Origin of the sequence: Sulfitobacter sp. F26169L, from assembly GCF_026410285.1 — a bacterium.
Taxonomy (GTDB): Bacteria; Pseudomonadota; Alphaproteobacteria; order Rhodobacterales; family Rhodobacteraceae; genus Sulfitobacter.
Map to the genome: position 1 here is coordinate 1 of NZ_JAPMLP010000020.1, position 7,436 is coordinate 7,436.

6 protein-coding genes and 1 pseudogene are annotated in these 7,436 nt (G+C 50.2%); all 7 read right to left on the reverse strand.

Annotated features, from left to right (window positions below; genetic code table 11):
* Positions 1-129: 129 nt before the first annotated feature.
* The 7 genes and pseudogenes from OS189_RS18465 to OS189_RS18495 all read right to left on the reverse strand — a co-directional run bounded on the left by OS189_RS18465 (position 130) and on the right by OS189_RS18495 (position 7,047).
* Positions 130-1,262 (reverse strand): IS3 family transposase gene (locus OS189_RS18465; protein ID WP_267168804.1). Its coding sequence is split into 2 segments (ribosomal slippage): positions 130-1,001 and positions 1,001-1,262, totalling 1,134 coding nucleotides; the frame shifts between segments, so codons are not numbered across the junction.
* A gap of 367 nt (positions 1,263-1,629) precedes the next feature.
* Positions 1,630-1,800, reverse strand: coding sequence for a hypothetical protein (locus OS189_RS18470; protein WP_267168805.1), 171 nt, complete (start codon positions 1,798-1,800; stop codon positions 1,630-1,632).
* 36 nt (positions 1,801-1,836) lie between these two features.
* Positions 1,837-2,064: pseudogene (locus OS189_RS18475) on the reverse strand (transposase); the annotation flags it as partial.
* 127 nt (positions 2,065-2,191) lie between these two features.
* Positions 2,192-3,661, reverse strand: coding sequence for a hypothetical protein (locus OS189_RS18480; RefSeq protein WP_267168806.1), 1,470 nt, complete (start codon positions 3,659-3,661; stop codon positions 2,192-2,194).
* Positions 3,658-4,692, reverse strand: coding sequence for a GSCFA domain-containing protein (locus OS189_RS18485; RefSeq protein WP_267168807.1), 1,035 nt, complete (start codon positions 4,690-4,692; stop codon positions 3,658-3,660). Before OS189_RS18485 ends, OS189_RS18480 begins: the two co-directional genes overlap by 4 nt.
* Before the next feature lie 17 nt (positions 4,693-4,709).
* A complete protein-coding gene (locus tag OS189_RS18490; protein WP_267168808.1) occupies positions 4,710-5,651 on the reverse strand; it encodes an alpha/beta hydrolase in 942 nt (313 codons plus the stop codon).
* Position 5,652: 1 nt separating this feature from the next.
* The gene (locus OS189_RS18495; RefSeq protein WP_267168809.1) at positions 5,653-7,047 is read right to left on the reverse strand and encodes a glycosyltransferase family 2 protein; all 1,395 of its coding nucleotides are present in this window, start codon (positions 7,045-7,047) and stop codon (positions 5,653-5,655) included.
* Positions 7,048-7,436: the final 389 nt, after the last annotated feature.

Consider the following 7,436-nt stretch of genomic DNA (forward strand, 5'->3'; position numbering starts at 1 on the left):
CGAATGGTTCTTTCGTTTCGTCATTTGGGATAACTTCTTTCACAAGTTGATCCACCTTAACTACCGGTACGAAACCTTGCGACCACCTCTATGGACCTGTCCCGCTTTCGTGCCGCTCCTGCAACTCATTTATGCGGCCTTTTGTTCGAAAGCCAAGGGGCTTTTCCAGTCGAGTGCTGAGTGTTTTCTTCGAGCGTTATAGAATCCATTTATGTAGTTGAAGATTGCGAGCTCGGCAGCGCGTCTTGTTGGCCAGGATTGCCGCCAAATGAGCTCTGCTTTGATGGTTTTGAAGAATGTTTCGACGGCAGCATTGTCAAAGCAACTCCCTTTCCCGGACATGGACACCTTGAACCCATGCTTGCGTAGGATCTTTTGGTAGTCATGCGAGCAATATTGCGACCCGCGATCCGTGTGGTGGATACAGCCTTTGGGCGGTTTGCGTAGATTGATTGCCATTTCCAATGCTCGGATTGCCAGATCACGCTTCATGCGATTGCTAACGGCCCAGCCGATCACGCGCCGCGAATGCAAATCCAGGACAACCGCCAGATACAGCCAGCCCTCGCGCGTCCAAATGTAGCTGATGTCGCCCGCCCATTTCTGGTTTGGCTTATCAGCGTTGAAGTCGCGACCCAGCAGGTTTGGCGCGATATCGAACTTGTGGTTACTGTCTGTAGTCACCTTGTATTTCTTGGACCTTTCAACGCAGATGCCGTTCTCACGCATGATCCGACCAACACGACGGTGGCCCACGTCCACGCCGGCCTCCTTCAGTTCTTCTGTCATTCTGGGGCGGCCATAACTATCCAGAGATAAGGCAAACTGTTCCCTGATATGTGCCAACACAACCAAGTCTTTACGCTGGCTGGGGCTCAATGGCCGGGAGCAAAAGGCACGATAGCCACGCGGGCTAACATCCATTATTTGACACAGCCGATTGACCGACAGCATGTCCTTGTTCTTTGCAATGAACGCAAACCTCATTTGCTTCGCTCCGCAAAGAACTGGGTGGCTTTTTTTAACACTTCCCTCTCCTCGCGCAGCAGACGGTTTTCTTTGCGAAGGTCAGCCAGCTCACGTTCCATGTCAGATTGCACGGTTGGTTTCTCAGCGCTGCGCTGATCGTGTTGTATCCAGCGGCTCAGCGATGAAAAACCAACGCCAAGATCAGCCGCAACTTGCTTGCGCGACAGACCGCTAGTTAAAGCTATGCGAACTGCTTCTGCGCGGAATTCTGGGGTTCGTTGTGGTGATGCCATTTCATTTCTCCTTTGAGGCAAAATACCAAGTCAAAGGAGCGGAACAAATACGCGACAGGTCCACTATGTTCTTGGGAGAAGCCGTTTTCCAAGCGGAGCTTCCTGACAATCATAAAGTGATATTCCTTTGTTTTTACTCACTATTTAATGGTTTATGTCGAGAAGCACCACGACACGCTAACGACAGAAATCTGATTGGGACGATCGATTTGCCTCTTTCTCAGCAAGTACGGGAAGACCGGATGCTGCGGGGGCGGCTGGCTGGTTCTGGGCCGCTTGTAGATCGCCTCCAGGCTCATCTTGGCCATCAACCGCCTGACGCGATGACGCCCGACAACTGTGCCCCTCTTCGTAGATAGGCAGCGATCTAACGGTTGCCGAAGAACGGATATTTGGTGAAGAACCGGTCGATCTCTTTCATCAGCGCCAGCGTATCCGCGTCGATCCCGACCGGCGTATAATAGAACGCCGACCGCGACAGCTGCACCAATTTACATTGCTGGCTGATACTCAGCTCGGGGTGATTACGCTTAATCACGGCCCGCTTCTTTGCCGGGCTCACCTTTTGAGCTCTTCAGAAAAAATCGTTCTCAACCGCCAGCCTTCCGATCTTGGCATGCAGTTCCTTGACTTCTGCTTCAGTTGGGCCGCTTTGCTTGCCGCCAGAAAACACATCCGCCATCCCGTCGATGGCTTGCCGTTTCCAAGTGCTGATCTGATTTGGGTGCAACTGATGCTTCGCTGCGATCTCCTGCACGGTCTTGTCACCGCGCAGCGTTTCCAAGGCCACCTTGGCTTTAAACTGGTCAGTAAAATTTCAGCGCTTCGCCATTCTCGTATCCTTTCAAAGGTTTGGGAAACACCTTAGCTGACTGTCCAGTCTTTTGGGATTACTTTATGAGCTACTAAGGGTTGGCTTTAACACTAATCTAGCCAGGCACTGGCAATTGGAAATATGAAAACCGGCCAGTTCTGGTGATAGCACGAATGTTTAATTCACTTAATACGATAGGATCAGGTGTCCCCGTTCCCTCTATTACAACGGTTGCTGGCTTGCGTAACACACAAGCCAATCGTGCAAGCTGGTCGATTTCATCGGCCCCCAGTAAAACTAAATCGGGTTCGCGAAACCATGATTTATTCCAGATTTCTCCCAGATCGGCTTGATCGGGGGCAACATCAAGTACAACTACAGCGCCCGGCAGTTGATTTTTATCATAAAAAGATTGAAGCAATAATCGCTTACTCAAATTAGGCTGAATACTCATAATGAATTTCCCTGCCTTTGCTGCTGCAAGCGTAAGGGAGATGTCCCAGCTAAAAATCATGATGACCCCGCTATTATTCACCATAGGGGTCAACTGGTGCAGCCGATCAAGAGCCGGAACCTTTTCAGCAAACGAAGATAACACCTCTATGCCACAATCGAAAACATCCGCGATCACAGATTCTTTTAGCCGCGCAGAAGGCTCTGCATAAGTGTCCTCCAAGCCGAGGCTCTGATTTTTGGGCAGGCGCTGTTGTAATTGTTTATTTTCAAAAGTGCAAGCGGCCTTAATATGCTGCCGCACGACAGGCGCCAAGCACCTCGCATTTTTTGTCAGAATCCCCGCCTCGTTCATCTGCAGATAATGGATTTTCATGATCTCTGAAAACGATTGCCGCTCTTGCCGCTCAAGATGTGTAACCAGCGGGTTAAATCGCCTGTGCGCTTCCACACATTCTCCAAACCGCTGCGAGGTATTTGCCCGCACAGCCCCCAGCGTGGCCGACTGGGGCAGATCAATTCCTGTCGCTTTGGTAAATCGCTCCAGTAGGTTCAGATCACTATGCGCATCGCGATAAGGTAACACGGTCAACGTTTCAGCATCCAACAACTTTTGCAGATATTCCAGACGGCTTTCATAGGTCAAAATCCCGTCCTCCAGCATAGTCTTCACCAGATCCGACGGTGGTTTGACCTCATTTCTAATCCCGCCTACAACAGTTTCGTAATAAAATGACTCAAGCCACGTGATCTGGTCACGCAGCACAGCAATCATGTGGATTTTTTTACCTTTCAGCAGTTCGACCAGCCGATTAAGATCTGCTTTGTCTTTATAGTGAAACAAGTTTTCGATAGACAGCATCAACCTGTCGACCTGACCTGCATGTTGCTCCAACTCCGAAAATAACGGCGACGGCACATCTGGCGACAACTTCTCCAACAGGTCCAGATGCCCTGGCGTGCGGGTTTGGTCCGCCAGATTGCTGCGCCGCAAAATAGAGCGCGGAAACAGCACGCCCTGCGCAAGCAGATTATCATATTGGGCATCAAATGTGTTTTGAAGCGCGGTACTGCCCGTCTTGGCTGCGCCGATATGCAAAATAATATTGTCAGGGAGTAAAGCTACACTCACTCTAACGCGCGCTCCAGCTTTTCCTCATCACAGATCAGATCCAGTTCTTCTTCTTCACGGAAGGTCTCCATAGATTTAAACTCCGCCTCCAGAGGGCCAGAGAAGAAATGCGACATAACATAGTTTACACCAAAGGCATTTACCGTCCGCTGATCAGGATTAAAGAACATCCCACCCGACGGATGAGAGGAAATAATCTCATACGATGGAAAGTAGGAAACATCTTCGAAATCTTCTGCCATCTCGCCGGCAACACTGCGCAAGACGGACTTGGAATAGACTGTCGCAGGCAGCACGTGATGATCGGTAGCCGTTGCCGTCAACGGTACTGGCGAAACTGTCAACAGCATGCGCGCATTCGGGTTGACCTCCAAGAGCCGCATCCGGAAACTTTTCATATCCTGAAGAATTTCGGCATGGCGCAGGTTGTGAAAACGGTATTTGGCAGGATCATAACTGCCCGCCAATGTGCCCGGCGCCATCGGAAACATTGTGCCGTCCTCTACGCTTTCCCATCCTTCGGTTAGCCCCAGCGTAAAGACAAACATATCCAGCGTTTCGAACATTTTGCGCACAGCCTTCAGATGCTTTTCGCGCAACGCCAGTACTTCCGCAGCACTGCTCTGGCCTACAGGGTCCACGCTTGGGCGCAGGGCGTCAAAGAAACGGCCTTCTTTCTCCCAGACGCGCTCGGCGGGAACGCGTTTGTCAAATGCTTCGTCAAACAATTGTACCAGCTGGCGGGTCGTATAGATATTGCCATACCGTCCGCTAAATACGCCAAACCCCCATTCACGTGCTTCGGCCACATCTGCAAACATGGGCGGCGCAGGCTCCATATCCATATAGTTTGCCCCGCGTTTAGCCAGATTGTTGCCGATGTGCTGTGCAAAGCAACTGCCTGCTGTGGCCACTTTATCCGACCGCTTCAGCGTGAACGGAGTCCACAGATCTTTCAGGTCTGCATAATGCGGCTCGGCCACAGCAGGGCGCCAGAATGCTTTTTTGGCTTGGGATTTGTAGGGGTTCATATGCAGTCTCCTTATCGTTAGCCTTGGCTCAACTGCCATCTTCCTATCAGATCAGCCTGCGCGACCTTCTGTTCGTCAAACCCTTTCTTGCCTGTAGCGGCAGGTTTAACCACAGCAGGCGAACTGGCGGTTTTAGTGATCTCGTATTTGGTTTCCAACAATGTATCTGTCTTCCAGTCAGGCGCCAGCACTGCAGTCTTGACCCAAGGCTGGTATGCTTCTTGTGTCACCGAACCACTGTGTGACAAGCGCCCCCAAAACCCACAATCAAGCAGAAACCGATTGTCGGCGCGCGACAGCTTCGCGCGGTGCAGGAAGGGAACAAGATGGTTCTGAAAGTGAAAATAATCCCCCGTACTTTGCAGATAAACAACTGTATTGGGAAATTTGTCTTCATATAAGTCGACAACATCAAGGCAAACTTTCTGGCTGACTTCCGCATAGCCCCCTGTCGCATCAGGCCAGCAGGCATCAAGATAGCGTGCTAGATGCCCGCTGTAGTACCGCTCCACTCCAGTTTGTGGGCAAAGTGCAAGGCACAGGCTATCCGGAAAATGCCATGAGAAGTAAAGCGCAGCAAACCCGCCTCCCGAAGAGCCAAAAAAAATCACCCGCTCTGCGCTAAGCACGTCAATGATATCCGCTAGAAGATCTTTAAGAATGGTTTGAGTGTGGAAGCCGTCATGACCAGCATACCAAGACATCCCAAAAGCGCTATCTATCAACATAGATGGATCTGATATCGCAACCTGATGCGCGCTCCCGTCTAAATTACGCAGGAAGGGCGGATAGGCAGGTATTTCACGAGTTTCACGGTTGATTGCGCCGTGAAAACTGAACATCACCATCCGCGCGGTATCACCGCCATGTTTAAACTTTATCGGAATGCGAGAACCAGACACTTCGATATCAAATTGACCGCTTTTGTCGAACTTATTACTCATATCAAAGCAACCCATGTCATGTGCCTTTTTCTGTGGTCAGATTTGCCAGAGCATCTGTTACTGGAACGGTCATCTCTAGTGCAGCATCAAATTTTCTCTTTGCGAGCGGGAAATCCAAAAACGTATTGCCTTTCGGAAGCTCTGTTTTGTGCCATTGCACCCATGCATCACGGTAATTGGCGCGGATAGGTGAGATACCTGACACCTTATTCACACCGTGTACCGCATGGTTGGTCAGGCTGGTTTCCAGATCGAGACAAATCATCGATACCTGTTTGAGCACATCGAAACGTTCCCCCAAAACGCTTACGGTGCGTCCGATCAACTCACTATCGGCACCAAACCGCACGGAGTCCCAAAAGCCAAGTTTCTTATCCAGAATCGACTTGCGAAACAGACACGAAATAGACGCTTTGCGCGCCACGCCATCGAACGAAAAGCTGGTGATTTTGCCAATATGTCCAAAGACACCATTCGGATGCATACGTACCATGTGACACAAGCTTGCATCAAGGTTGCGCTCGCCAAAATACGCCTCTCTCATGTGGTTTTCAAGCCGCTGGGGGAGTGCCCAATCATCCGCATCATGTCCAGTAACAAATTCACCCGTTGCATGTGTCAGGGCAATATTTTTAGAAACATAGGGCCCGACATTTACGCTATTGCGCAAAATTTTGACCCGCTTGTCACTCTTCGCGACCTTTTGCATCACTTGCCATGTGTCGTCTGTGCTGGCGTCATCTACAATAATTAACTCAAGCGGACGCCACGTCTGGCGCAAAATGGATCGTGCCGTATATAAAATTGTGTCCTGTGCATTCCATGCAGGCATAATAACAGTAATCACAGGGCCTGAATTGATACCGGGAAGTTTTGCTGTCGTCATTCGCGATAACAGCGTGTCCCCCTCGGGCTTCAACTCAATCGGAGCCACCCTGAAATTTTGCAAATAGTCATTCAAGCGTTTTAACCAGTCAGTTTCATGGCCCTGCTTGATGTGTTTTGTTGCTTCCAGAAGGCCAACAGTATGTTTGTATTCTTCAGGCAAATATTTCTGCGCCATCGCGATCCCCACGTCATGACCATGACTGCGCGTAAGGTTAAAAGCCGCCCAAAGAACAAAACGGGGTTCGGGGGCTAGGTCAGCATTATCCCCTTGATGTTTGAGATGATGCAGCACCGGATTGACAGTTTTCTGCCAGGCACCCGGAGTGGTATCCAAATAAAAGCCCGTCGAAAAATTCGGTCCGGGGTCGCGGCGCATCAGCGCCCCGTATTTCAGATAATGTTCGGCAGGATCCATTCCCAGAACGGACACATCCTTGTAGGTTTGCAGATACCACTCAGGGTCAAAATAGCTGGACTGTTCAAGCTTTTCCTTGTCCGCTTTGAGTGCATTGGGATCCCGCATCACATGCCCTTCCCGAAACGGCAGCTGGCTGTCAGCCGCCGTGCATCAACACGGCGAACCTGATTTTCTGTCCCGGACTTATCCGCAATAGGTAACGTCTTGTGGTTCGCAGGGCTGACATCAATCATGCGCAAATGGTTAGAACGCGATTTTTCGCAAGTGTTCGGTGATCGAGAAAACTGCAACCTAAATTCCTCAGCAGATCAATAAAGGTATCAATATGATTTTTCACCTTAATACGTTACGCGTCTGCAAAATATCAACCCACAATCTCCACGCGCAAACCCGTGCGGGGTATCAGAGGTGGTCCTAGAATTTCGACCCGTTTGCAGCCTTGTTAAGATGGATCAGGGTTAAGTTTATGCTGCTACTCTCATTGGTTCTGTTTT